We start from the raw sequence: 24,673 nt of genomic DNA, 5'->3' as shown, positions 1-24,673 counted from the left end.
GGGCTCCTTGCACTATAGACGCGGGTGTATGGCCTCGCCCGGCGGCCCGGGGGCCTCTCCGCTGCGGTCGCGCAGGTCAGGGGCGCCCTCTAGCCTGAGCGACGTGCGCGCGCGGGACCGGGACGGCGAGGAGTGATCGGGGTCGACCCGTGGGCGCCGGGCGAGGTCCCGCTGCCCGTGTCCCTGACCGGGCTGCTCGCGGACGCGGCCGACGCCGCGGGGGACGCCACCCGCGCCCTGGGCCTGGCCGGGCGGGCGATGTCCGCGCTGCCGCTGCCGGGGGAGGGACGCACCGACGAGCTGTGGCGTGCGCTCGCCGAGATGGGTGCGGCCGACCTGACCGTCGCCCGGGCCCTGGAGCCGCACCTCGACGCCGGAGCGGTGCTGGCCCAGGCGCGGGCCGCCGGTCATCCCGTGCCGGCGCACGAGGGGACGTGGGGCGTCTTCGCGGCCGAGGGGCCCGGGACCCGGCTGGGGCTGGCCGACGGGCGGCTCACCGGCACGAAGCCGTGGTGCTCCCTGGCCGGCGAGCTCGACCGGGCCCTGGTCACCGCCTGGGTGTCCGACGACGAGCGCGCCCTGGTGGCGGTCGACCTGCGGCACCCGGGCGTCACCGAGCTGCCCGGGGAGTGGGTCCCCCGCGGGCTGAGCACGGTGCGCTCCACGGGTCTGCGGTTCGCCGACGTGCCGGCCGTGCCCGTGGGCCCGTCCGGGTGGTACCTGTCCCGTCCCGGCTTCGCCTGGGGCGGCATGGGCGTCGCCGCCGTGTGGCTCGGCGGCGCCGTCGGCCTGGCGCGACGGCTGCGGCGGTCGGCACGCGAGCGGGAGCCGGACCAGGTCGGCCAGGCGCTGCTCGGGGAGGTCGACGCCCGCCTCGTCGCGGCCGCCGCGGTGCTCACGGAGGCGGCCCGGGCCGTCGACGCCGGCCGTGCCGCGGGCCCGGACGCCTGGCCCCGCGCCGTACGGGTCCGGCACGTGGTGCACGACGCCTGCGAGGCGGTGCTGTCGGCGGTCGCCCACGGCCTGGGCCCCGGACCGCTCGTCACCGAGGAGGGCCACGCCGCCCGCGTCGCCGACCTCCAGGTCTACCTGCGCCAGCACCGCGGCGTGCGGGACGCCGCCGTCGTGGGTGCTGCGGTGGCCGGCGGGATGGCGACACCGTGGTGAGCGCGCCCCTGGACGGCGTTCTTCACGTCGTGGTCGTGGCGGCCCACCCCGACGACGAGACGCTCGGGGTCGGTGGCCTGCTCGCCGACCTCGGCCCCGACGTCACCGTCGACGTGGTGGTGGCCACCGACGGCGAGGCCTCCCACCCCCGCTCGCCCACCCACACCCCCGAGCAGCTGGCGGCCCGGCGCCGCGCCGAGGTGGACGACGCGGTCCGGCTCCTCGCGCCGCACGCCCTGCTGCACCTGCTGGGCCTGCCCGACGGGGGGCTGGCGGAACCCGAGGTGCGGGCCCGGCTCGTGGCCTCGCTGGTGCGGCTCGTCGGGCCGGACGGCACCCGCACCGCGCTGCTGTCCACCTACCGGCACGACGGCCATCCGGACCACGAGGAGGCCGCCCGGGCGGCGGCCTCGGCGGCCTGGCGCACCGACGCCCGGCTCCTGCAGTACCCCGTCTGGTGGTGGCCGTGGCGCCCCGGCGAGCCGCTGCCCGAGGAGCGCGTGCACCGCATACCCCTCTCCGGGGCCGCCCGGGCCCGCAAGGCGAGGGCGCTGGCCGGGCACGTCTCCCAGGTGGAGCCGCTGTCCGACCAACCCGGGGACGAGGTGCTGCTGCCGCAGGACGTCCTGGCCCACTTCCGCGGCCCCCACGAGGTCGTCGTGGAGGTCGCGCCCGGTGAGGAGAGCCCGTTCGACGGGCTGCACCGGGACGACGCGGACCCCTGGGACGTGCGCGGCGCGTGGTACGAGCGCCGCAAGCGTGCCCTGACGCTCGCGGCCCTGCCGCACGAGAGGTATGGGGTCGCCCTCGAGGTCGGGTGCTCGGTGGGGGCGCTGGCCGCGGACCTGGCGGCGCGCTGCGACCGCCTCGTCGCCGTCGACGAGGCCGCCGAGGCCCTGCGCCGGGCGCGGGAGGCGGCCGGTGTCCCTGGTCGCGGCCCGGGGGGCGGCGGGCGCGGCCAGGTCGAGCTGACCCGGGCGCGGCTGCCCGAGGAGTGGCACGTCGTGCCCGAGGACGTCGAGCTGGTCGTCGTCTCCGAGGTCGGCTACTTCCTCTCCCCTAACCGCCTGCGCACCCTGGCCCGCAGGGTGCGAGGGACCCTCGAGGGCAGGTCGCGCGCGACGGTGCTCGCCTGCCACTGGCGGCACGAGATCGTCGGCTGGCCGCTGCGGGGCGACGACGTGCACGCCCTGCTCGAGGAGGAGCTCGGGCTGCCCCGGCGCAGCTGCCTGGTCGAGGACGACGTCGTGCTGACGGTGTGGTCCCGGTGAGGCCCCGGGACGAGGCCGTGCAGCGGCCGCCGCTGCGCGGGACCCTCGTGGTCGTGCCTGCCCGCGACGAGGAGGACGAGATCGGGGGCGCCCTCCGGGCCCTCGCAACCGCCGTGCGGGAGGCGTCGCCGGCGCTGCCGGTGGTGGTCGCCGTCGTGCTGCACCGGTGCGGGGACCGGACGGGTGAGCGGGCCGCGGAGGTCGCCGTAGCCACCCAGGACGGGCGGCTGCGGTGGTGCCTCGTGGAGAGCGAGGCAGGGAGCCTCGGCGAGGCGCGTGCCGAGGGGGTGGCGGCGGCCCGGGAGGCGTGGGCGCAGCACCACGGGGACGGTGCCCCCGTCGACGCGGCGGGCCTGTGGCTGGCCAGCACGGACGCCGACTCCCGGGTGCCGGCCGACTGGCTGTCGGTGCAGCACGAGCTCGCGGCCCACGGGCTGGACCTCGTGCTGGGCACGGTGGTGCCGGCGGAGGACCGTTCCCACCCCGCCGCGGACCGGCTCTGGCACCTGCAGCACCACCTCGCCGAGGGGCACACCGCGGTCCACGCCGCCAACCTGGGGGTCCGGCTCTCCGCCTACGACGAGGCCGGCGGCTTCGCAGCGCTCGACCGCAGCGAGGACGCCGAGCTCGTGCACCGGGTGCGGGTCGTCCTGGGGGTGCCCTGGGCGAGCACCGACCGGACCCGGGTGGTCACCTCGTCGCGCCGGGAGGGCCGGGCGCGGGGTGGGTTCGCCCGGTTCCTGCGCGCGCTGGACGACGCCATGGAGACCTGGGGCGACCCCGACACCCTCGAGCGCCTGCTGCGCGGGCACCTGCTGCGGATCGCCCACGAGCGGGGACCCGGCAGGACGCTGTGCCCCTCGGAGGCCGCCGCCGCGGTCGACCCCGCACGACGGCGGGCGCTGACCCCGGTCGCCCGCGCCGTCGCGTGCATGCTGGCCGACGAGGGGCTGGTGGCGGTCACCCGGCGCGGCGTGGTGGTGGACGGGCGCACCACCCCCGGTCCGGTCCGGGTGCGGCTGGTCGGGGCGCCCGGCGCCGTCACGGTCCCGGACCGGGCCACGGATCCCGCGCCGTCCACCGCCGCGGGGCGCCTCTGACGAGCGCTGCGGCGCGCAGCGCCCTAGCATCCGAGGGACAGGGCCCCCGCCCGCGCAGGGGCTGGACATGGGGCTCGCGCGGAGACGGAGGTCAGCAGTGCACGTCGTGATCGTGGCGCACACCCGCCACCCGGTGCGGCAGCCGTTCGCCGGTGGGCTGGAGTCGGTCAGCTGGCACCTGACCCGTGGGCTGGCCGAGCGGGGACACCGGGTCAGCGTGTTCGCCGCGCGCGGCAGCGACCGCATCCCCGGCGTGGAGCACCTCTGGCCCGACGAGCTGCCGCTGTCCGACGCGGCGCGCGCGGACGTCTCCATGCCGGACGAGGGATGGCTGCGTCGCCACCACGCCTACCTGTCCCTCATGCTGCAGCTGGCGCGGCGGGACGACATCGACCTCGTCCACACCCACGCGCTGCACCACCTGCCGACCGCCATGGCGCCGACGCTGCCCGTGCCCACCCTGCTGAGCCTGCACACCCCGCCCACGCCCTGGCTGGAGTCGGCGATCCGCATCGCCCTGGCCGGTGACCGTGCCCCGTCGCTGCACGCCACGGCCGTGAGCGCGCACACCGCCCGGGCGTGGGAGCACGTGGTCCGGGCCCAGGTCGTGCGCAACGGGGTCGACACCGAGGTATGGCGCGCCGGTGACGGTGGCGGCCCGCTCGTCTGGTCGGGCCGGATCGTGCCCGAGAAGGCGCCCCACGTGGCGGTGCGGATCGCCCGCGAGGCCGGGCTGCCGCTCGTGCTGGCCGGGCCCGTCGCCGACGAGGACTACGCCCGCAGCGTCCTGTGGCCCCTGTGCGACGACGACGCCGTCACCTACGCCGGCCACCTGTCGGACACCGCGCTGGCGGCGCTGGTCGGTGCCGCCTCGGCGGCGCTGGTCACCCCGGCCTGGGACGAACCCTTCGGGCTGGTCGCCGCGGAGGCGCTCGCCTGCGGCACACCGGTGCTCGGCCTGCGCCGCGGCGGGCTGCCCGAGGTCGTGGGGCCGGAGGTGGGTCGGCTGGTCAGCCCCGAGGGCGGCGAGGACGAGGTCGTCGCGCGGGGCGCGGCCGCCCTGCCGGAGGTGCTCGGGCTCTCGCGCGCCGCCTGCCGTGCCGTGGCCGAGAGCGAGCACTCCATGGACCGGATGGTCGACGGCTACCTGGCGGTCTACGGCTCGATCGTCCCCGAGCGGTCGAGCTCCCTCGCGCCCCTCCCTGCTCCGGGCGCTGCGCGGCCCGACCCGCTCTCGAGCCTGCGACGGCCCGTCGGGCCGGCCCGTCCCGGCACGCCGGCCGCGAGCCCGGCCCGCGCCCACGGCCGCGCCGCCGCCCCGGCCGTGGACCTGGGGACGGGCACCCCGTGATCGGCTACTACCTCCACCACCAGGGCGAGGGACACCGACGTCGCGGCCTGGCCGTGGCGCGCGAGCTGCGCCACCACGTCACGGGACTGGGGTCGGGGCCCGTGCCCGAGGCCTGGCCCGGGGACTGGGTGCGGCTGGAGCGCGACGACGACCCCGGCGTGACCGACCCGGGTGCGGCCGACACGACGGCCCACGGGACCCTGCACTGGGTGCCGCGGCACCACCCGGGCCTGCTCGCCCGCCACCGGCAGCTGGTCGACTGGCTCGCCCGGACCCGCCCCGCGCTCCTGGTCGTCGACGTGTCGGTCGAGGTCTGCCTCGTGGCGCGGCTGTGCGGGGTGCCCGTGGTGGTCGCGGCGATGCCGGGCGACCGGCTGGACCGCCCTCACCGCACCGCCTACGACCTCGCCGAGGCGCTGCTGGCGCCGTGGCCCCCCGGCGCGCACCCGGACGCCGGCTGGCCGCAGGAGTGGCGCGAGAAGGTCTGGGAGGTCGGCGGCATCAGCGCGCTGCCGGTGGGGTCACCGGCGCCGGACCGGGCGCCGCACCTCGACCAGGGTGACGTCGACGACAGGGGCTCCGGACGCCGGGTGCTCCTCCTGTGGGGCCGTGGCGGAGCGGACCTCGACCCCGGTGCCGTCCGCGAGGCGCAGGCGGCGACGCCCGGATGGCGGTGGACCGTCCGCGGCGGGGGAGCACCGGCCAGCCCGGACCTGCTCGCCGAGCTGGCGGAGGCTGACGTCGTCGTCTGCCACGCGGGGCAGAACGCCGTCGCCGACGTCGCGCTGACCCGTCGTCCGGCGGTGGTGCTCGGTCAGCCGCGGCCGCACCAGGAGCAGGAGGCCACGGTCCGCGCGCTGGAGCGGCTGTCCCTGGCCGCCACCGCCACCGGCTGGCCTGCGGCCGAGCTCTGGCCCGGGCTGCTCGGACGCGCGCTGGAGCTCGGCGGGCAGGGCTGGTCGGCCTGGGGCGGTGACGGGGCCGCGCGCGCCGCGGCCCTCCTCGACGACCTGGCCGACCGTCTCTGCCCTGCGCCCGGCCCGGACGCCACGCCCGGCGCCGACGAGGAGGAGGCGCCCCTGGCCGTCCTCACCCTGGCGCACGGACGGCACGACCACCTGCGCGGGCAGGTCGCCGGTCTGGCCGTCGGCGAGCAGCAGCCCGACCTCCACGTCGTCGTCGCCATGGACGACCCGCAGGTGCGCGCCGTCGCCGAGCAGGCCTGGGCGGCCGCGGGCCACGGGCAGGAGCCCGCGACCCGGCTGGTCGTGGTCGACCTGCCGGCGGACCCCCTCGGCCTGCCCCTCGCCCGGGCCCGCAACCTCGCCGCCGCGACGGCGCGGGAGCAGGGGGCACGCCAGCTCGTCTTCCTCGACGTCGACTGCATCCCCGGGCCCGGCACCGTGGCGTCCTACGCCCGCGAGCTGGCCTCGCCGCAGACCCGGTCGGCCGGGCACCCCGCCGTGCTGTGCGGTGACGTCGCCTACCTCCCGCCCCTGCCCGAGGGGAAGGAGAGCTGGGCCGGCCCCGCCGACCTCGCGCGCCTGGCGCAGGTGGGCCGGCACCGGCCGGACCGGGTCTTCCTGCCCGACGGCCGACGGATGGAGGAGCCGGACCTGCGCCAGTTCTGGTCGCTCAGCTTCGCGCTGTCCACCGACGACTTCGAGGCCGCCGGCGGGTTCTGCGAGGACTACGTCGGCTACGGGGGCGAGGACACCGACTTCGCCCAGGTGGTCGGGTCGCGGGGCGGGAGCCTGACCTGGGTCGGCGGCGCCACGGCATACCACCAGCACCACGAGAGCTCGATGCCGCCGGTCGGCCACCTGGAGGCGGTCGTGCGCAACGCCGGGGTGTTCGCCGACCGGTGGGGCTGGTGGCCGATGGAGGGCTGGCTCACCGCCTTCCGGGAGCGGGGTCTGGCGGCTCCGGACCCGTCGGGCCGGTGGAGGGTGCTGTCATGACGACCGGGCCGGTGAGGGTGCGGATGATCCCCGCCTCGCACGCCTACGTCGCCAGCCTGCTTCCCGTGCACGGGCCGGCCCGGGTGGTGCACCTGCCCGACCCGCCGGTGCCGGGGGCGCCGCCGGGGCAGTGGTGGCCGCACCCGGCCCTCGAACCGGGCTGGGTCCGGGCGCACGCCACGGACCAGGACGTCGTGCACGCGCACTTCGGGATGGAGGGGCGCACGACCGCCGAGCTCGAGGCCTGGCTGGACGCCCTGGGGGAGTTCGGGCTGCCGCTGGTCCACACCGTCCACGACCTGGTCAACCCGCACCTTTTCGACCAGACCCGCCAGCGCGAGCACCTCTCGCTGCTGGTCCGGCGCTGCGACGGGCTGCTCACCCTCACCCAGGGCGCCGCCGCCGAGGTGGAGCGCACCTACGGGCGTCGTCCGCTCGTCGTGCCGCACCCGCACGTGGTGCCGCCGGACCTTGTCGGCCGGCCGCGTCGCGAGCGGGACGGCCCGTTGCGGGTCGGGCTGCACCTGAAGAGCCTGAGGCCCAATCTCGCGCCGATGCGGGTCCTGCCCGCCCTGCTCGACGCCGTGGCTGAGGCCGCGACCGCCGTCCCGGGTGGTGTGCGCCTGGAGGTGCGCGGTCACCCCGAGGTGCTCGAGCCCTTCGCGTCGCGCCACGACCCGGCGCTCGCCGACCTCGTGCACCGGCTGCGGGTCGAGCCCCGCCCGGGTGTGGACGTCGTGGTCGCCCCCCGCCTCGACGACGACGCGCTGTGGGCCTACCTCGCCGCCCTCGACGTCTCGGTCCTGCCCTACGCCTGGGGGACCCACTCCGGCTGGGTCGAGGCCTGCCGCGACCTCGGCACGTGGGTGCTCGCCCCCGACGTGGGCCACCTGACCGAGCAGGGCGGCGTGCTGACCTGGGGCCCGCCGGACCGGCCGGCCCGTGCCGACCGCCTCGTCGAGCTGCTCGCCGAGGGGGCCGCAACCCCGGCACCGCACGTCGGACGGTCCGAGCGCGAGCGGGAGCGCGACTCCGTCGCGGCCACCCACGCCGAGGTGTATGCCGCCGTCGTCGCCGGCGAGCGCGTGGACGCCGGCCGGGACGGACGGGTCGCATGAGCGGGCACCCGCACACCCACCCGCACGCCGAGCCGGGAGCCGACGCGGCGGAGGGGCGGCGTCGGCACTACGGCGCGTTCTACGGGCTCGAGGACCTCCCGGGAGGTGACCGCCTCCGCCTGGCGGTCCACGGCAACTGCCAGGCCGAGGCGCTGCGCGTGGCCGTCGGCACGGCCGGGGCGGTGGACAGCGTCCGGATGCCGCCGGCGCACGAGCTGACCGCCGACGACGTCCCCCACCTCGAGCGGGTGCTGCGGTGGGTCGACGTGCTCGTCGTCCAGGCCGTGCGCGACGACTACCGCGGGCTGCCCGTCGGCACCGCCCAGGTCGCGGCCGGGATGCGGCCGCAGGCACGCCTGGTGCGGGTGCCCAACTACTTCTCCACCGTCCTCTACCCCGAGCAGGTGCTCGTGCGGCACGACGACCCAGGCGTGGCGGACCCGCCGGTCGTGCCCTACCACGACGTGCGCAGGCTCGGCCGGGCCGCGGGCTGGAGCGGGCCGGAGGAGGCCCCCGCGGCCGCGGTCCGGGACGCCGCCCGGGCGTCCCTGGCAGAGCTGCGCCGGCGCGAGCAGGAGCAGCGCTCGCTGGTCGTCAGCGACGTCGTCCTGGAGGCCGGATCCCGGGGCGGGTGGACGGTCGACCACCCGGGCAACCCGGTCCTTCTGGCCCTGGCCCAGCGCGTGCTGGACGAGGCGGTCGGCCCGGGCACGGCCGTGCACGACCCCGGCCGCGTGCTGCTGGGGTCGGTGCGCTCGCCGCTGCGGGGGTCGGTGCTCGAGGCGCTGGGCCTGGGTGGTGACCCGCGCCCGGGGTGGGTCGTCGACGGGCGCGAGCTGACCGACGAGGAGGTCGGGGCCGCCCACCAGGAGTTCTACGCCACCCACCCCCGTGTGGTCGAGGTCGGCGTGGCCAAGAAGGCGCAGGTCCTGCGCGGCCTGGGATGGACCCCGTGACCCTGCTGCACGTCGTGCCGGGACCGGAGGCCCACGGCGTGGTCCGGCACGGCCTGCTCGTGCACCCGCACCTGGGCGGGGCCGACCTGCTGCGCCCAGGTCGCCTGGACGACCTGGGCGGCGACGCCCTGGCCGCACGCACCGTGGTCGTCCAGGCCACCGACCGGGTCCTGGCCGCCGACCCCGTGACCGCGGTCGAGGTGTGGCACCGGGTCACCGGCCCGGCAGCCCGGGTCACGGTGGTGCTCCACGACCTGCCGCAGGCCTCGGACGGCCGCTGGCGGGCCGCCCGCACGCGTCTCTACGCCACCCTCGCCGCGCACTCCGACGACGTCGTCGTGGCCAGCGAGCACGAGCGGCTGCTGCTCGCGGCGGCGCTCCGGCACGAGCGGCCCGAGGCGGCCGACGCCGTCCTGGCCCGCGTGCACGTCATACCCCTGCCGGTGCAGCGCTCGGCCGCGGCCGAGCCCCGCCCGCACGTCCAGGACCGTGCGCCCGCCAGCGTCGTCACGCTCGGCTACGTCTACCCGGGCAAGGGGCTGGAGGAGGTCGTCGACGCCGCGGCGCGCGCGGCCCGCGACCCGCGCCTGGAGGGCCGGGCCGTGGAGGTGCGCAACCTCGGCCGCGCGTCCGACGGGCACGAGGACCTTCCCGCCCGGCTCGCCGACCGGGCCAGGGCGGCCGGGGTCCGGTGGTCCACCAGCGGGTGGGTCGACGACGACGACCTGCCGGCCGCCCTCGCCGCGGCCACCGTCCCGGTGGCGGCCCACCGCCACCTGTCGGCCTCCGGCTCGATCTCCACGTGGCTCGCCGCGGGGCGGCGCCCGGTGGTGCTGCGCTCGCGCTACACCGAGGAGCTGGCCGCCCGGATGCCGGACGCGGTCACGCTGGTGCTCCCCGACGGCCTGGCCGAGGCTCTCGTCTCGGCCCTGCAGGACCCGTCCGGCACCTGGCTCGGGCCGCAGGTGCGCCTCGGGCCGGACGCCGCCGGGGCCGGGGCCCGCCTGGCCGAGGTCGCGCACGGGCCGGCCGTGTCCGTGGTGGTGCCCTACTACCGCAACCAGGAGCTGCTCGACCTGCTGCTGCGCCGCGTCGCCGCCCAGGCCGGGGTCGCGGGCGGGCTGGAGGTGGTCGTCGCCGACGACGGCTCGCCCCGCCCGCCGGAGACGGGGTCCGCCGGGCAGGTGCCCGTGCGGGTGGTGCGCCAGGAGGACCGCGGCTTCCGGGCCGGCGCCGCCCGCAACCTGGGCGCCCGGGCCGCCCGGGGCCGGGTCCTCGCCTTCCTCGACGGCGACACCGTCCCCGACGACGACTACCTCGCGACGCTGCAGCAGGCCTGCCTGGGCGGCACGGTCCTCGCGGTCGGGCGGCGCCGGCACGCCGACCTGCGGGGTCTGCTGCGCGGTGCCGGGCGGGAGGGCGCCGTGCCCTGGCCCCCGGCCGAGCCGCTGCCCGAGCCCGGGTGGCTCACGCAGGGGTATGCCGCGACGCAGGACCTCGAGGCGGCCGACGACACCTCCTTCCGCTTCGTGATCTCCGCCGTGATGGGGGTCGGCCGTCCGCTGTGGGAGGCCGTGGGCGGCTTCGACGAGGAGCTGGTCGGATACGGCGGGGAGGACTGGGACCTCGCCTGGCGGGCCTGGCTGGCGGGAGCGCGCCTGCGGCACCTGCCGGCCGCGGTCGCCTGGCACGACGGTGCCGACCTGGGTGGCCGGCAGGAGGCGTCGGCCGAGCTGGCCCGGGTCAAGAACGCCGAGACGGCCCGGCTGGCCCCACGGCTGCCGCACCCGCTCGTGCGGGGGCGGGGGTGGGTCCACGACCAGCCGGACGTGGTCGTGGTGCTGCACCCCGACGGCTGGTCGGCGGGGCAGCTGGTGGTGGTGACCGAGTCGCTGCTGCGGCAGGGTGACGTCGGCATCTGGATGCCCGCCGCGTCGCTGGAGGAGCTCGGCGCGGAGGTGGCCGGCTCGGGACGGCTGCACGCCGGCCTCCCGGCGGCCCGGGTGCGCCGTCGGGCCCGGGCGCTCGTCGAGGTCGACCGGCCGGTCGCCGTGCTCCGGCTTCCCTGGCAGCCCTGGCCGTCCGACCTGTCCGACGCCGACGTGACAGGTGACCTCGTCGACGAGGCCGGCAGCGGGGTCCGGGTCACGCTGACCCGGACGGCCGCGACCGCCCGCCTCGCCGGGCATCTGCCGGTCCCCGGCTGGCTGCCGCAGGCGTGCGTCGAGCCGGTCCCGGTGGACGTCGTCGTCGAGCGGTGGCGACAGGGCCACCCGTGACGCTCGCGACCGGGGCGTCCGACCTGCACACTGGCTGCATGTCCGGTGCGCTCGTGCTCGGGCCGCTGGTGCGGCACGTCGACGACACGTCGGCGGCCGTGTGGGTGCAGACCGAGCGTGCCGCCGAGGTGGCGGTGCGCCTGGACGGCGGGCAGGGCGAGGACCGGGTATGGCGTGCGCGGACCTTCGCGGTGCACGGCCACCACTACGCCCTCGTGGAGGTGGACGGGCTCGGTCCGGGGGAGCGCGCGGCATACCAGGTGCTCGTCGACGACAAGGTGTGCTGGCCGGAGCCCGACAGCCCCTTCCCGCCGAGCATGCTGACCACCACCTCGCCGGAGGGACCCGTCCGGCTCGCGTTCGGGTCGTGCCGCACGAGCGTCCCGCACGACGCGGTGCACCACCTCAGCCACGGCGTGGACGCGCTGCGGACCTATGCGCTGGCGCTCGCCGACGAGGCCCCCGGACCGCTGGGTCACCGCCCCGACCTGCTCCTGCTCCTGGGCGACCAGGTCTACGCCGACTCGACCAGCGCGGCCATGCGCGACTTCATCGCCTCGCGCCGCGACCTGGACGAGGAACCCGGGCCCGAGCTTGCTGACTACGACGAGTACGCCCACCTCTACCGTCTCGCGTGGAGCGAGCCGCCCCTGCGCTGGCTGCTGTCGTGGCTGCCCTCGCTGATGATCTTCGACGACCACGACGTGCGCGACGACTGGAACACCTCGGTGCGGTGGCGCCAGGAGATGGAGGCCACGAGCTGGTGGCACGGGCGCATCGTCGCCGCGCTCGGCTCCTACTGGGTCTACCAGCACCTGGGCAACCTCTCCCCGGCGGCCCGGGCGCAGGACCCGCTCTGGCGCGAGCTCCTGCGGCGGCAGGAGACCGCGGGCCCCGACGAGGTCGACCTGACCGACGAGGTCGACGCCTTCGCCGCGCGCACCGACCAGGAGCCGTTGAGCTACCGGTGGAGCTACACCCACCCGCTGGGCGGCAGCCACCTGGTGGTGGTCGACTCGCGGGCGGCCCGGCGGCTGGACCCGGGCGACCGGGCCATGCTCGACCCCGGGGAGATGGACTGGCTGGACGAGCAGCTCAGCGGGGGCCACGACCACGTGGTGGTCGCCACCTCCTTGCCGTTCCTGCTCCCGCGCGGTCTGCACCACCTGGAGTCGTGGAACGAGGCGCTGGTGGACGGCCGGTGGGGACACCGGTTCGTCGGGCTGGGCGAGCGGCTGCGCCAGGAGCTGGACCTGGAGCACTGGGGCGCCTTCAGCGACTCCTTCGACCGGGTCGCGCGGATGGTCGACGAGGTGGCCGACGGCCACCGTGGTCCCGCCCCGTCCTCGGTGGTCTTCCTCTCCGGCGACGTGCACCACTCCTACGTCACGGAGGTCGAGCGGGTCAGCGGCTCCCGGATCCTGCAGCTGGTGTGCTCCCCGATCCGCAACCCGTTGCCGCGGGCGCTGCGGGCCCTCGTGGCCGGGCTCTCGCACGCCGCCCGGCCGCTCGGCAACGCGTTGGCGCGGTCGGCGCGGGTGCCCGACCCCGGGTGGCGCTGGCACGGTGTCGCCGGCCCCTGGTTCGACAACAACGTGGCGCTGCTCGAGATCGACGCCGGTGAGCTGCGCGCGGTGTGGCTGGGCAGCCGGGTGCTGGGGGCCGAGCACGACCGCCCCGAGACCACCGTGGTCGCCGACCTCGAGCTGGACGTGCCACCGGCCGGCTCCGAGCACCGGCCCACGGTGGCGCACGTCCATCCCGGCGTGGTGGGCGGTGTGCGGGGCCGGGCGCGACGCCTCCGGGAGCGGCTCGCGAGCCGCCACTGACCGGCCCTCGCCGACCGCGACGGGCAGGACGGGGCCCGCGGCGGGTTCCATTTATACAACAAATGTTGTAAAAATAGGACATGACCACGAACCTGGCCGGGCGCAGCTCTCGCCCGCACGTGTTCCACCGTCGGCACAACACCCGTCCCCGGGCCCCGATGCCACCCCCGCACCGCGTCGGCGCGACACCCCGGGTCGAGCGGACGGGCGACCTCGCCGACCGGCAGCCGGACCTGCTGCTGGCGGACCTGACCTCGCCCTGGGCCTACCTGGCCCACCTGCGTGCGGGTGACGGGGAGGAAGGGGCCGGAGCGCCGGTCTGGTGGGCGGTCAACGACACGCCTCGGGTCCCGCTCGCGGGCTCCTGGGCCCCGGGGCCGGCCCGCGAGCTGCGGCGGCGGGAGCTGGAGGCCGTCCGGGACGCCGCCCTCGCGGACGAGCAGCTCCCGGACGACGTGCCGGTCGTCATCCCGCACCCACGCCCGGTGGCCGCCGCCTACGCCGAGGGCGTGGAGCTGGGGCGGGGGCCGGCGGTGCGGGAGCTGCTCCTGCGGGCCTACTGGGAGGAGGGCAGGGACATCGGCGACCCGGAGGTTCTCCGCCGGCTGCTGCCGGCCGTCCTGGTCGACGACCGCGCGCCGTGCAGCGGGGACCCCCGTCGGGAGTGGGGCTATGTCGTCTCCCCCGCCCGGGAGCCGCTCTCGGACGGCGCCTACCACCTGCTGCGGCGGTGGCAGCGCCGCTGGACCGACCTCGGGCGGCCAGGACCGTTGACCCTGCTGGGCCGGGCGGGGGAGCAGGTCGGTGCCGCGGCGCTGGAGGCGCTGTCCCGGAAGGACCTGAGCGGGACGGTCGCCCGCCCGCGCCCCGGGGGCGGTTCCTAGACCCCTGCGCCGACGAGCAGCAGGACCCCGGCGAAGACCAGCCCCGAGGCGATGAGGGTGACCGTCGTGTAGCCGAGGATGTCGCGCATCTTCAGGCTGGCGATCGCCAGCACCGGCAGCGCCCAGAAGGGCTGGATCATGTTGGTCCACTGGTCGCCGTAGGCGATCGCCATGATGGCCACGGACGGGTCGACCCCGAGACGCTCCGCGGCGTCGAGCATCACGGGGCTCTGCACCGCGAACTGCCCGCCGCCGGAGGGCACGAAGAAGTTCACGACGCCGGCCGACAGGAACGCGAGCACGCCGAACGTGGCCGGGGTGGCGACGCCGACCACCCAGTCGGAGAAGATGGTGATCAGGCCGGTCGTGGCCATGATCCCCATGATCCCGGCGTAGAGCGGGAACTGCAGGAGGATCTCGCCGACGTTGGAGGCGGCGTTCTTGATGAGGGCGATCAGCTCGAAGGTGTTGCGCACGAGCAGGAGGATCAGCGCCAGGAAGGTCCAGTTGACGATGTCGAGGGTGAGCGTCCCGCCGTTCGTGAAGTGCAGCACGAGGTAAGCGGCGAGGGCGAGGCCGACGAGCAGGGTCACCACCCGGCTCGCGTCGACCCGGTCCGCCGGCGTGACGACCTCGTCGTCCAGGTCGACGTTGTCGGAGTCGCGGGCGTCGAACCCCAGCTCGATGACCTGCTCGCCGTCCCGGGGTGCCACCAGGGCCAGAGCGACCCCGACGACGACGATGGTCGCGACCGCGGCAGCGATGTTCCACCAGGTGAAGATCGTCTCGCCGACCGGGATGGTCCGCCCGAGCTGCTCGGCGATGAAGGACCCTTCGGTGGCCGCGGTGAGGGGGCCCGACGCGGAGTAGCCCATGTGCCAGATCACGTAGCCGGAGTAGCCGGCGGCCACCAGCATCGGGAAGTGCAGCCGCAGGCCACGCTCCCGGCCCTGGGCCGCCACCTCCTTGGCGAGCAGGACACCGACGACCAGGCCCAGCCCCCAGGTGATGAGGGAGGCGAGGGAGGCGACGACGAAGACGAAGAGGTAGGCCTGCAGCACCGTCCTCGGCACCCCGCCCAGCCGGGCGAGCACGCTGCGCACCGGACCGGTGTTGGCCAATGTGTGGCCGAGCAGGAGGATCAGGGCCATCTGCGTCATGAAGGCCAGGAGCCCGGACAGGCCGTCGCCCCAGCCGGTGATGACGTCGACCGGACCGGCGTCCGTGAGGAGCAGGGCTGCCACCGCCACCACGAAGGTCAGCACCACGGCGAAGACGAACGCGCTGGGGATGAACCGCTCCACGAGGGAGTTCACCGGGCGCATCACCCGGGCGAGGGGCGCGGACTTCGTCCCCTGGGTCTGTGGCGCAGCTGATGACATGGGTGTGCTCCTGGTATCGCGACGAAGGGACCTGTCGCGGGCCCGGGGTCTGACGGGTCCGCGGTGACGTGAACATACAGCAGGCCCCGGCGGGTTCCGGCCGGGCCAGGCCAGCGTCCTATCCTGCGCCCATGACCCCCACCGCACCCGCCGAGCCGCGTGCTGGCTTCCGGGCCGACCTCGAGGGGCTGCGCGCGGTCGCGGCGCTGCTGGTCGCGGTCTACCACATCTGGTTGGGGCGGGTCTCCGGCGGCGTCGACGTCTTCTTCGTCATCGCCGGCTTCCTCGTGACCGGGAGTCTGCTGCGGCAGGTCCACCGCACCGGCAGGGTGTCCCCCGGGCGGTTCTTCGGCCGGTTGCTGGTCCGGCTCCTGCCCAACGCCCTGACCGTCCTGCTGTCGGTGCTGGTGGCGGCGACGGTGCTGCTGCCGGTGACCAGACGCGCGGACACGCTGCGGGAGGTGGTGGGCTCTGCGCTGTACGTCGAGAACTGGCTGCTCATCTCCGACTCCGTGGACTACCTGGCCAGGGACCGCGGCGACTCCCTCCTCCAGCACTTCTGGGCGCTGTCGATCCAGGGGCAGTTCTACGTCCTCTGGCTGGTCATCGCGGTGCTCGCCGTCGCCGTCGGGGCCCGTCGCGCGGTGCGGCGCCGGCTCGCCCTCCTCGTCCTGCTGGTCACGCTGGCCTCGTTCGCCGCCTCCGTGGTGCTGACCCACCTGAACCAGCCGGTGGCCTACTTCCACACTGCGGCCCGTGCCTGGGAGTTCGGGGTGGGTGGTCTCGTGGCGCTCGGGCTGGCCCGGATCCCGACCCTGACCAGGGGCGTGCACACCCTCCTGGGCTGGGTGGGGCTGGGCCTGGTCGTCACCACGGGTCTGCTGCTGCCGGTGGCCTCCGCCTTCCCGGGAGTCGCGGCCCTGGTGCCCGTCGCGGGAGCCACGCTGATCCTGCTGTCCGGCCAGGGAGGCCGGGGCAGCGCGACGAGGCTGCTCGCCAGCAGGCCGCTGGTCTCGCTGGGCGGTGTCGCCTACGCGATCTACCTGTGGCACTGGCCGCTGCTGGTCCTCTCCCTGCACCTGCGGGGCGTCGACCGGGCCGGGGCCTGGGACGGTGCCCTGGTCCTGGGCACGTCGGTGCTGCTGGCCTACGCATCGACCCACCTCGTCGAACGACCTGTCCGGCAGGTCCGGTGGAGCCAGCGGCCCTCGTGGGTCGCCCCGCTGGCCGGCGCCGGCGCGATCCTGCTCACCGTCGGCGCGGCCAGCACCGTGAACGCCGTCACGGCACCGGCGACGCTGAGCGCGTCGGGCGAGGGGGGACCGCTGGCGCACTGGTCGCAGGCGCAGAGCAGGCCCGACTTCGACGCCCCCGCCGGCGAGTCGCCCGCTCCCGGGTATGCGGCGGCCGTGCGCGACCTCTCGCAGGCTCATCTGGACAAGTGCCAGCAGCACCACGGCTCGGCCGAGGTGATCCGGTGCACCTACGGCGACCCGGACGCCGACCGGACGATGGTCCTCGTCGGCGGCAGCCAGGCCACCCACTGGCAGCCGGCGCTGGACCAGATCGCCGACCGGACCGGGTGGCGGCTGGAGGTCATGGTCAAGGGGGAGTGCCGCCAGGGCATGCACCTCGTCGATCCCGAGCACGACTACCTCAAGGACGACCGCAAGGCCGAGCGGTGCCGGGAGTGGAACGCCTCGGTGCTCGAGCTGCTCACCACCGAGCGACCGGAGCTGGTCGTGGGGAGCACGACGGTCGTCACCCAGGAGGGGGAGACCCTGCCCGTCTACTACGACGCCTTCTGGCGCGAGCTGGCCGAGCACGACCTCGAGATGCTGGGCATCCGGGGCACGCCCAGGGCGACGGTGAACCGGTTGGACTGCATCGTCGAGCACGGTCCCGAGGCGCCAGAGTGCGACGTGCGACGCGCGGCCACCCTGGCCGAGGTCAACCCCGCTGCCGTGCTCGACGAGGAGCTTCCCGGCCTGACCGTCGCCGACCTCAGCGACTGGCTGTGCACCCCCACCAGCTGCCCACCGGTCATCGAGGACACGATCGTCTACCACGACGGGGGGCACCTGACCGCCACCTTCGCCCGCGCCCTGGCCACCCCGCTCTACCGGGAGGTGACCGAGGTGTTCAGCCGGTAGGCGCCCCGGGTCAGGACCCGGACCGCGCCTCGTGCTGGCGGTCCAGCCGGGCCAGTCCCTCCAGCGCGCGCTCCACGACCTCGGAGTCACCCGAGCGCAGCTGCGCGACGAGGCGGACGACGGCGCCGGTGCTCACGCCCTCGGCACGTGCCCGGTCGAGGTTCTGCCGGCTCGTCAGGTCCATCGCCAGCACGGCGTCGGCCTGCGCGCGGACGGCCCCGGTGCGGCTGGCATCCCCGGTCGTCGACGAGCGGGACTTCGCAGAGCTCATCGTCCCGGCGATGCTCCCGGGCCAGAAGACCTCCGCATAGGCGACGTTGCCGGCGTGGTTGGGGTGGTAGGACTCGGTGATCGGGGTGCTGAGCCCGTTCACCCACTCGACCGCGTCGCAGACGGCATGCCCGGTGAACGCGGGACGCGGATCGGCATACCTGAACCCGGCAGCCCGGGTCCGGTGCTCGATGGTGCCGGCGAGCTCGTCGGTCGCGGCGTTGAGCCGGCTCATCTCCGAGCCGGAGAAGAAGGTCGCGAGGTTGCAGTCCCGGCCGTTGAACAGGCGGGGGTAGGAGCCGACCACCACGTCGGCGTGGGGAGCGCGCACACCCACCTCGGCGAGGAGCGTGTCGTAGCGGTCCGGCATCGTGGTCCGCAGCAGCTCCAGCGAACGGTTGATCCGGCCGTCGCAGTCGGACAGCCAGCCGGGCAGCGCGCACTGCGTGATGACGCCTGCGAAGTCCAGGTCGTTGCCGCCGATCGTCATGGTCACGTAGTCCGTGGCGTCGTCCAGCGCCCCGAGCTGGTGGGTGCGCACGTCGGCCGTCGTGGCCCCGCTGCACGCCTGGTAGTCCAGCACCAGCCCCTGGCTGCCGGCGATGAGCGCGGGGTAGCCGTAGGGAGAGCGGTAGCAGTCGCCCGTGGAGGCACGGGTGCCCGTCCCCGAGGAGAAGGAGTCGCCGAGCGCGACGTAGGAGGTGCCTGCGGAGTCGCGTGTCCACGTGGACTCGCCCCTGTCCGCCGGGGTCCCCGCCGCCGGGGCGGCCAGGTGCGGAAGTGCCAGCGCGGCGGCGAGGGTGCTGAGGAGGCGGGGCCGGGTGGTGACGCGTCGTCGGGTCATGCCGACCCATCCTGGGTGGCGGCCGGCGCGAGGCCAAGGGTCAGGCGACCTTCTTGACCAACTCCATACCTGGCGGTCGGATGCGCCAGGCGGGTCCGTCAGGCCCGTCGGGTCTCCTCCCGCAGCCGGGGCTCGACGCGCCGCTCCGGGCGGAACCCTGCCTTGTCGGCGTAGAACGCCCGGATGCGGTCCATGTCGGCCGTGACGTCACCGGTCAGCTCGATGGTCGGACCCAGACCCGTCGTCATCGTGGTGCGGTCGACGTAGCCGAGCGTCACCGGCATCCCGGCCTCGCGGGCGATGCGGTAGAAGCCGGACTTCCAGCGGGCGTGCCCCCCGCGGGTGCCGTCGGGAGTGACCACGAGACCGAAGACCTCGCCCGTCCGGACGCGCTTGACCACCTCGTCGACGACGCGGCCCGCGTCGGACCGGTCGACGGGAATGCCGCCCAGGGCACGCATCAGCGGGCCGCGCCAGCCCGCGAAGAGTCCGTCCTTGCCCAGCCATCGGACGTCCATGTCCAGGCGCCAGGTGATCCCCAGCATGAGGACGAAGTCCCAGTTGGAGGTATGCGGCGCACCGACGAGCACGGTGGGCCGGTCCGGTGCGGGAGCGGTGGACAGCGTCCAGGGGCTGACCCTCCAGAAGGCGCGAGCCACAAGACGTCGGAGCATGGGCCAAGGGTAATGGCAGGCCTGATGCATCCCAGCACGCCCGACGACGTGCCGGCGGCAGCATCGCGACGCCGAGTGGCCCACCTCGGCACGCGATGTCTCGACCCAAGGCGTCCGAGGTGGGCCAGTGGGCAAAGGCCGCGGGCGGCAGGCACGAACGAGACGTGAGAAGGGCCGTCGATCCCGCGTCTCCGCAGGTCAACGGCCCTTCTGCCATGGTCGGGGTGACAGGATTTGAACCTGCGACCTCTTCGTCCCGAACGAAGCGCGCTACCAAGCTGCGCCACACCCCGTGGCTCGTCCCCGGCGGACCGGGACAGCGTCGACAGAATAGCCCACGGCCCCTCGTGCCACCGAATCCGCCCGAGCTGCAGCCTCAGCCGGCGGGCACCAGCGTGAGCAGGGTCGCCTCCGGCCGGCAGCAGAACCGGAACGGGGTGTAGGGGTTGCCGCCCAGGCCGGCGGAGACGTGCAGCCAGGCGGCGTCGCCGGGCGCCCGGGACGAGGGTGCCGTGCCGGCGCCGGGCCACCACCGGGACAGGCCCGCCACCCGGGAGGTGTCGAGGTCGCAGTTGGTCACGAGGGCGCCGTGGAAGGGGACCTGCAGCTGGCCGCCGTGGGTATGGCCGGCGATGACGAGCCCGGCACCGTCCGACGTCATGGCGTCGAGCACGCGCTGGTAGGGCGCGTGCGTGACCCCGATCGTCAGGTCCGCGTCCGGTGACGCGCGACCCGCCACCGAGGGGTAGTCGTCGTACTCCAGGTGCGGGTCGTCCACGCCCACCAGCTCGAGCCGGACACCGCCCACCTCGAGCCGGGCGCGGGCGTTGGTCAGGTCGACCCACCCGCGGTCGGCGAGCCCGGCCACCAGGTCGTCGGTCGGCATCCGCACAGGGTCGTCACGGGCCGCAGGCCCGGGACCGTGCTGCCCCGGTTCGACGGAACCGGTCCGTACCCGTCTGTCGTGGCTGTCGTCGAGGTAGCGCAGGGGATTCTTCCACTCCGGCGCGTAGTAGTCGTTGCTGCCGAGCACGAACGCCCCGGGGACGTCGAGCAACCCGGCGAAGGCCTCCAGCAGGGCCGGCACGGCGTCGCGGTGCGCGATGTTGTCGCCGGTGTCGACGACAAGGTCCGGACGCAGGTCGGCCAGTCCGGCGACCCAGCTCCGCTTGAGCTGCTGCCGCGGCACGAGGTGCAGGTCGGAGACGTGCAGCACCCGCAGGGGCCGCGTGCCGGGCGGCAGGCACGGCACGTCGACCCGGCGCAGCGCGAAGAGCCGGGGCTCCACCCACGTGGCGTAGGCGGCGGCCCCCGCCGCCAGTGTCGCAGCGGTCCCGAGCGCACGCCATACCTGACCCGTCATGCCCCGATCCTCCCAGGTGGGAGCGCGACCGGTGCCCGGCAGCCGCGCGGGTGAGAGACTGACCGCCATGACGACGCCCCAGCACACCGACCTCAAGGCGACCCTCCAGGGCGACCTGACCGAGGCCATGCGCGCCCAGGACAAGGTGCGCGCCGGCACCCTGCGGATGGCGCTCACCGCCATCTCGACCGAGGAGGTGGCGGGCAAGGAGCACCGCACGCTCGGCGAGGACGAGGTGCTGCGGGTGCTGGTCAAGGAGGCCAAGAAGCGGCGCGAGGCGGCCGAGGCCTACACCGGTGCGGGGCGGCCCGAGCTCGCGGCCCGGGAGGAGGCCGAGCTGGCGGTGCTGGAGCAGTACCTCCCCGCGCAGCTCGACGACGCCGAGCTGGACCGCCTCGCCCACGAGACGGTGGCCGAGCTCGGCGTGAGCGGCATGGGCGGTATGGGGCAGGTCATGAAGGCGCTGCAGCCCAAGGTCGCCGGCCGCGCCGAGGGCGGTCGCGTGGCGGCCGCGGTGCGGTCCGCGCTGAGCGGCTGACCGACGCCGAGGGCCGTCGGGTCAGGCGTCGTCGCCGTCGCCCTGGCCCGGCGGGTCCGCCGGCGGACCGCCACCGTTGCCGGGACCGCCACCGTCCTCGGGCGGCGGCTCGGTGCCGGGGGGCTCCGGTGCTGGCTCGGGCTCGGGGGCGGGTGCGGGTGCCGGTGCCGGTGCGGGGGCGGGTGCCGGTGCGGGGGCCGGCTGGGCGGGAGGTGCCGACCGGGTGCCGGTCGTGCTGGGCGGCAGCGACCGCGTCGCCACGGCCCGCCCCGTCGAGATGTGCAGCACCACCTGGGTGGAGGTGCGGATGGAGCTGCCCACACCCGGCGTGGTGTAGAGGACGGTGCCCGGCGGCTGGCCGCTGGCGACGTCCTGCGTGGTGGCCGTCAGGCCGACGTCCTGCAGCCGGTCGCGGGCCTCCTGCTGGTTCAGCCCGATGATGGGCGGGATGGTCACCCGCCGGCCGTTGAGGATCTCGTCGGAGGGGTTCTCCCAGTCCTCGGCGGGCATGCCCTCGGAGGCGACGTCCATGATCCGCTTCCAGGTCGGCGCCGCGAGGGAGGAGCCGTAGAGCGGACCCTCGATGTAGGTGTCACCGATCGTCAAGTTCTCGCGGTCGGCCCCGAGGGAGGCCCCGGTCGGGACCCCGACGAAGACGGCCGTAGACAGCTGCTTGGTGAACCCGGCGAACCAGGTGTGGCTCGAGTTGTTGTTGGTGCCGGTCTTGCCGCCCGCCGGCCGACCGCCCTCGAGGATCGCGTCCCAGCCCGAGCCCTGCGGGCTCAGGACGCCCTTGAGCAGCTCGACCGTGCCGAGCGCCACCTCTTCGTCGATGACACGCTCGCACTCGGGCAGGTCCAGCGGGAGCTCCTCGCCGTTGGTGTCGACCACCTTGGTGACCGGCACCGGCGGGCAGTAGATGCCGCCCGAGGCGAAGGCCGCGTAGGAGGCGGCCACCGTCATCGGCGAGGCGTAGTCCGACCCGAGCACGATCGAGGGGGGGAAGGGGCTGAACTGCTCCCCGGTGCTGTCCCGCATCCCCATCCGCGTCATGGTCTCCACGATGTCGCAGGTGCCGACCTGGGAGGCGAGGGTGGCGAAGGCCGTGTTGATCGACAGCGCGGTCGCCTTGCGCAGGGAGATCTCGGGGTCGTGGTTCTGGTCGGCCGCGTTGCGGACCGTCCAGTAGTCCTCACCGATGGTGCAGCCCTCCTGGAAGTCCTCCTGCTCGAAGACGGCGACCGGGTGCACGCTGCCGTCCGGGGTCTGCGGGTCGTCGGGGTTGTTGATCCACACTCCGCTGGCGTCGGCCCGCTGCGGCTCGGGCATCTCCAGGGTCGTCTCGACCGGGACGCCCTTCTCGAGGGCCTCCACCACGGTGTAGGCCTTGGCGACCGAGCCCAGCTCCATACCTCCGGGGCCGCCGTAGGCGCTGTCGACGTTCCAGTTGATCGAGGTCGTCGTGACCTTGTCGCCGGACTCGTCGAAGGTGTACTCGCTCGACTGGTTGAAGGCCAGGACCTTGCCGGTGCCGGGCTCGATGATCGTCGCGGCGGAGCCGATGTTGTAGTCGTTCTCCGGGGTCGTCTCGCGCAGGATCTCGCGCACCTGGTTGGACAGCTCGCTGTCGAGGGTGGTCGTGACCGTCAGGCCGCCCGTGGTGAGGTTCTCCAGGCGCTCCTCCTGGGTGGCGCCCAGGGCGGGCTGGCGCAGCAGCCAGGCGGTGACGTAGTCGCAGAAGTAGGGGTTGCGCGAGTTGATGCAGGAACGCTGGCTGTCGGTCAGGTCCAGCTCGATCGGGCTGGCCGTGGCCTCCTCCCACTCCTGCTGGGTGATCATCCCCTGGTCGCGCATGTTGCGCAGCACGGTGTTGCGCCGGGCCGTGGAGGTCTCGATGTCGTAGACCGGGTTGGTGGTGGAGGGGGCCCGGACGATGCCGGCCAGCGTGGCCGCCTGGGGGATCGACAGGTCGGCGGCCTTGACGTTGAAGTAGTGGCGGGCGGCCGCCTCGACCCCGTAGACGTTGTCGCCGTAGAAGGCCAGGTTGAGGTAGCCGACGAGGATCTCGTCCTTGGTCAGGCGCTCCTCGAGGGTGACGGCGTACTTCAGCTCGCGCAGCTTGCGGATGTAGCCGTCCATGCCCGAGCGGGCGCGCAGCTGCTGCAGGGCCTCGGCGTCACGCTCCTTGACCGCCTCCTGCTCCAGGGCCATCTTGATGTACTGCTGGGTCAGGGTCGAGCCACCCTGGGTGGTGTCGCTCGTGGCGTTGGAGACCACCGCGCGCGCCAGCGCCTCGACGTCGAGGCCGCCGTGGTCGAAGAAGCGCTCGTCCTCGATGGCGATCTGGGCGTTCTTCATGTGCTCGGAGATCTCCGAGCTGTCCACGATGATGCGGTTCTGCTTGGCGGGCGTGGCCAGGATGGAGCCGTCGGCGGTGAGGATGCGTGACTGCTGCGCCAGGGGGTTCTGCTCGAGGTCGCCGGGCAGCCGGTCGAACATACCGACGCTCTCGCGCGCGGCGAGTCCGGCAGCACCGATCACGGGGGCGGCGAGGCCGGCGCCGATGACACCCATCAGCATGGCGACGGCGAGAAAGACCCCCAGCAGCGAGGTCACTCTGGCGACGGTCAGAGCAGAACGCATACCACCACGGTACGGGACGATTCTGAGGATCCCCCGTCAACGGGCGTCGAGCAGCCAGCCTATCTGCGAGGTCAGCGCGGCGAAGGCCGGGGCATCGGGGTCGATCAGCGGGAAGTGGCCGACGCCGTCGAGCAGCACCAGACGGTCGCGACCGGGGGTGCCGGCGGACCGCCACCACGACCGGGCGACGGCGGGCGGCACCTTCTCGTCTGCCGTCCCGTGCACCACGACGAGCGGGTATGGCGTGCGCCCGAGGCGGGCGGGATCGGCGGCGTCGTAGCGTCCCGACACCTCCGCCGGGCTGCCGCCCAGCAGGTCGACCGCGGCCCCGTCGTCGAGGCCAAGGTCGGCCACCATGGCCAGGTCGAGGCAGCCGCCCAGGCTCACGGCCCCGACGACGTCCGGTCGGCCCCGGGCGGGTGCCGCCGCGGGCTGGTGCAGCACCCAGGCCGCCAGGTGACCGCCCGCGGAGTGACCTACGAGGACGACGGGCGCCGGTCGGTCGGTCGCGGCGTGGTCACGCACGGCCGCCAGCGCGGCGGCGACGTCGTCGAAGGTGCCCGGCCACCCGCCGCCCGCCATCCCGGTGCGGGCGTACTCGACGAGCGCGACCGCATACCCCCGGGCCCGGAGGGCGGTGGCGAGCGGGCGCAGGTGCGTGCGGTCCCACTCGGCGCGCCAGAAGCCCCCGTGCACCAGCACCACCCACGCCGGCGCGGCGGGGCCGGCGGGCAGGTAGAGGTCGATGACCTGGTGCTCGGCGTCGCCGAGACGCAGCACCTGGTCCGGCGGAGGGGCCGGGCGGTCGAGGACCCCCCGGTCGGTGCTCGTCGGCTCGTCGTCGCCCGGGCTCACGGGGCAGTCCTACCACGGACCCGTGCCGCCGGGTC

18 protein-coding genes and 1 tRNA gene are annotated in these 24,673 nt (G+C 75.2%); 12 read left to right on the top strand and 7 right to left on the bottom strand.

What is annotated here, in order from left to right; genetic code table 11:
• Nucleotides 1-132 precede the first annotated feature (132 nt).
• The 10 genes from K330_RS23605 to K330_RS0106175 all read left to right on the top strand — a co-directional run bounded on the left by K330_RS23605 (nt 133) and on the right by K330_RS0106175 (nt 13,916).
• Nucleotides 133-1,167, top strand: a complete 1,035-nt coding sequence (locus K330_RS23605; protein ID WP_051145495.1) for a hypothetical protein — start codon at nt 133-135, stop codon at nt 1,165-1,167.
• A complete protein-coding gene (locus tag K330_RS19555; RefSeq protein ID WP_169448507.1) occupies nt 1,164-2,438 on the top strand; it encodes a PIG-L family deacetylase in 1,275 nt (424 codons plus the stop codon). The genes K330_RS23605 and K330_RS19555 overlap by 4 nt, the downstream gene beginning before the upstream one ends.
• Nucleotides 2,435-3,538: a DUF3253 domain-containing protein gene (locus K330_RS24190; RefSeq protein ID WP_156875709.1), complete on the top strand. Its 1,104-nt coding sequence runs from the start codon at nt 2,435-2,437 to the stop codon at nt 3,536-3,538. Before K330_RS19555 ends, K330_RS24190 begins: the two co-directional genes overlap by 4 nt.
• 97 nt (nt 3,539-3,635) lie before the next feature.
• Nucleotides 3,636-4,889, top strand: a complete 1,254-nt coding sequence (locus K330_RS19545; RefSeq protein WP_202804505.1) for a glycosyltransferase — start codon at nt 3,636-3,638, stop codon at nt 4,887-4,889.
• Nucleotides 4,886-6,850 (top strand): galactosyltransferase-related protein, encoded by a 1,965-nt coding sequence (locus K330_RS24185; protein WP_229665727.1) that lies wholly within the window; start codon nt 4,886-4,888, stop codon nt 6,848-6,850. Before K330_RS19545 ends, K330_RS24185 begins: the two co-directional genes overlap by 4 nt.
• Nucleotides 6,847-7,968 (top strand): glycosyltransferase, encoded by a 1,122-nt coding sequence (locus K330_RS19535; RefSeq protein WP_051145493.1) that lies wholly within the window; start codon nt 6,847-6,849, stop codon nt 7,966-7,968. The genes K330_RS24185 and K330_RS19535 overlap by 4 nt, the downstream gene beginning before the upstream one ends.
• A complete protein-coding gene (locus tag K330_RS0106190; RefSeq protein WP_029202382.1) occupies nt 7,965-8,924 on the top strand; it encodes a WcbI family polysaccharide biosynthesis putative acetyltransferase in 960 nt (319 codons plus the stop codon). Before K330_RS19535 ends, K330_RS0106190 begins: the two co-directional genes overlap by 4 nt.
• Nucleotides 8,921-11,203: a glycosyltransferase gene (locus K330_RS22495; protein ID WP_156875708.1), complete on the top strand. Its 2,283-nt coding sequence runs from the start codon at nt 8,921-8,923 to the stop codon at nt 11,201-11,203. Before K330_RS0106190 ends, K330_RS22495 begins: the two co-directional genes overlap by 4 nt.
• Before the next feature lie 38 nt (nt 11,204-11,241).
• Nucleotides 11,242-13,032, top strand: coding sequence for an alkaline phosphatase D family protein (locus K330_RS19525; protein ID WP_084617296.1), 1,791 nt, complete (start codon nt 11,242-11,244; stop codon nt 13,030-13,032).
• Nucleotides 13,033-13,112: 80 nt separating this feature from the next.
• Nucleotides 13,113-13,916 (top strand): thioredoxin domain-containing protein, encoded by an 804-nt coding sequence (locus K330_RS0106175; RefSeq protein WP_022920973.1) that lies wholly within the window; start codon nt 13,113-13,115, stop codon nt 13,914-13,916.
• Here K330_RS0106175 and K330_RS0106170 read toward each other — a convergent pair.
• A complete protein-coding gene (locus K330_RS0106170) occupies nt 13,913-15,298 on the bottom strand; it encodes a short-chain fatty acid transporter (protein WP_029202381.1) in 1,386 nt (461 codons plus the stop codon). The two genes, K330_RS0106175 and K330_RS0106170, sit on opposite strands and share 4 nt — an antisense overlap.
• A gap of 131 nt (nt 15,299-15,429) precedes the next feature.
• Here K330_RS0106170 and K330_RS19520 point away from each other — a divergent pair, with 131 nt between their 5' ends.
• Nucleotides 15,430-17,451, top strand: a complete 2,022-nt coding sequence (locus K330_RS19520; protein WP_022920971.1) for an acyltransferase family protein — start codon at nt 15,430-15,432, stop codon at nt 17,449-17,451.
• 10 nt (nt 17,452-17,461) lie between these two features.
• Here the strand turns inward: K330_RS19520 and K330_RS19515 are convergent, their stop codons facing one another.
• The 4 genes from K330_RS19515 to K330_RS0106145 form a co-directional block, all read right to left on the bottom strand.
• Nucleotides 17,462-18,565, bottom strand: a complete 1,104-nt coding sequence (locus K330_RS19515) for an SGNH/GDSL hydrolase family protein (protein WP_084617225.1) — start codon at nt 18,563-18,565, stop codon at nt 17,462-17,464.
• A 98-nt stretch (nt 18,566-18,663) separates the two neighbouring features.
• A complete protein-coding gene (locus K330_RS0106155) occupies nt 18,664-19,239 on the bottom strand; it encodes a 1-acyl-sn-glycerol-3-phosphate acyltransferase (RefSeq protein ID WP_022920970.1) in 576 nt (191 codons plus the stop codon).
• A gap of 216 nt (nt 19,240-19,455) precedes the next feature.
• Nucleotides 19,456-19,532 (bottom strand) — tRNA-Pro (locus K330_RS0106150).
• An 83-nt stretch (nt 19,533-19,615) separates the two neighbouring features.
• A complete protein-coding gene (locus K330_RS0106145) occupies nt 19,616-20,602 on the bottom strand; it encodes a metallophosphoesterase (RefSeq protein ID WP_022920969.1) in 987 nt (328 codons plus the stop codon).
• 67 nt (nt 20,603-20,669) lie between these two features.
• Between K330_RS0106145 and K330_RS0106140 the strand changes: the two genes are divergently transcribed.
• A complete protein-coding gene (locus K330_RS0106140; protein WP_022920968.1) occupies nt 20,670-21,140 on the top strand; it encodes a GatB/YqeY domain-containing protein in 471 nt (156 codons plus the stop codon).
• A gap of 21 nt (nt 21,141-21,161) precedes the next feature.
• On the opposite strand, the gene K330_RS23600 is transcribed toward K330_RS0106140, so the two are convergent.
• Both K330_RS23600 and K330_RS0106130 read right to left on the bottom strand, forming a co-directional pair.
• Complete coding sequence (locus tag K330_RS23600) at nt 21,162-23,783, bottom strand: transglycosylase domain-containing protein (RefSeq protein WP_022920967.1); 2,622 nt, start codon at nt 23,781-23,783, stop codon at nt 21,162-21,164.
• Nucleotides 23,784-23,819: 36 nt separating this feature from the next.
• Complete coding sequence (locus K330_RS0106130; protein ID WP_022920966.1) at nt 23,820-24,638, bottom strand: alpha/beta hydrolase family protein; 819 nt, start codon at nt 24,636-24,638, stop codon at nt 23,820-23,822.
• Nucleotides 24,639-24,673: the final 35 nt, after the last annotated feature.

Origin of the sequence: Ornithinimicrobium pekingense DSM 21552, from assembly GCF_000421185.1 — a bacterium.
In the GTDB taxonomy this organism is placed as follows: Bacteria; Actinomycetota; Actinomycetes; order Actinomycetales; family Dermatophilaceae; genus Ornithinicoccus; species Ornithinicoccus pekingensis.
Note: the sequence above shows the minus strand (reverse complement) of the source record. Positions and strands in the feature narration are given on the sequence as shown.

What these genes read in the sequence shown, in the direction of transcription:
- K330_RS19535 (WP_051145493.1), top strand. Translation starts at nt 6,847, where the DNA reads ATGACGACCGGGCCGGTGAGGGTGCGGATGATCCCCGCCTCGCACGCC.
- K330_RS0106190 (WP_029202382.1), top strand. Translation starts at nt 7,965, where the DNA reads ATGAGCGGGCACCCGCACACCCACCCGCACGCCGAGCCGGGAGCCGAC.
- K330_RS19525 (WP_084617296.1), top strand. Translation starts at nt 11,242, where the DNA reads ATGTCCGGTGCGCTCGTGCTCGGGCCGCTGGTGCGGCACGTCGACGAC.
- K330_RS0106175 (WP_022920973.1), top strand. Translation starts at nt 13,113, where the DNA reads ATGACCACGAACCTGGCCGGGCGCAGCTCTCGCCCGCACGTGTTCCAC.
- K330_RS0106170 (WP_029202381.1), bottom strand. Translation starts at nt 15,298, where the DNA reads ATGTCATCAGCTGCGCCACAGACCCAGGGGACGAAGTCCGCGCCCCTC.
- K330_RS19520 (WP_022920971.1), top strand. Translation starts at nt 15,430, where the DNA reads ATGACCCCCACCGCACCCGCCGAGCCGCGTGCTGGCTTCCGGGCCGAC.
- K330_RS19515 (WP_084617225.1), bottom strand. Translation starts at nt 18,565, where the DNA reads ATGACCCGACGACGCGTCACCACCCGGCCCCGCCTCCTCAGCACCCTC.
- K330_RS0106155 (WP_022920970.1), bottom strand. Translation starts at nt 19,239, where the DNA reads ATGCTCCGACGTCTTGTGGCTCGCGCCTTCTGGAGGGTCAGCCCCTGG.
- K330_RS0106145 (WP_022920969.1), bottom strand. Translation starts at nt 20,602, where the DNA reads ATGACGGGTCAGGTATGGCGTGCGCTCGGGACCGCTGCGACACTGGCG.
- K330_RS0106140 (WP_022920968.1), top strand. Translation starts at nt 20,670, where the DNA reads ATGACGACGCCCCAGCACACCGACCTCAAGGCGACCCTCCAGGGCGAC.
- K330_RS23600 (WP_022920967.1), bottom strand. Translation starts at nt 23,783, where the DNA reads ATGCGTTCTGCTCTGACCGTCGCCAGAGTGACCTCGCTGCTGGGGGTC.